Below are 395 nucleotides of genomic sequence, written 5' to 3' on the forward strand. Positions count from 1 at the left end.
GTATCGGTTTGGAACACTTTCATCGGTGCCATGGAGACGACGTTGCCGCTGCCGTTGGCGACGGTTTGGCGGCAGAGGACGGCTTCGTTCAACAGGGTCGTCTGAACTTTGGCTTCGTCGGGGGTTTTGGGATGAAGGCCCCAGTTTTGCTGTTTGCCCAGTAAGACGGTATTGTCGGCCGACTCTTCAGACTGTTTGTTGTCGGTTTCGGCGAAGAGGTCGGTATCGGCGCTGCGGTAGTTGTAGTCGGCACTGCGTATGCCTTCGACAATGGGGTTGTGGCGGATGCTGAGGTTGAACAGTGCTTCGGTACCGACGCTTTCCAGTCCGGCATGGGGGCGGTAGGAAACGGGCAGACTTTGATCGCGGAAGTAGTGTTCGGGACTGTCGCCGAA

Annotated in this window: 1 protein-coding gene; it reads right to left on the minus strand. The window is 57.5% G+C overall.

From position 1 onward, the window contains the following. Positions 1-395, minus strand: a 395-nt coding sequence (locus HMPREF2572_RS03015) for a contractile injection system protein, VgrG/Pvc8 family (RefSeq protein ID WP_210385285.1), incomplete at both ends; no start/stop codon positions are given.

Source organism: Neisseria sp. HMSC064E01 (assembly GCF_001808875.1).
Lineage (GTDB): Bacteria > Pseudomonadota > Gammaproteobacteria > Burkholderiales > Neisseriaceae > Neisseria > Neisseria sicca_A.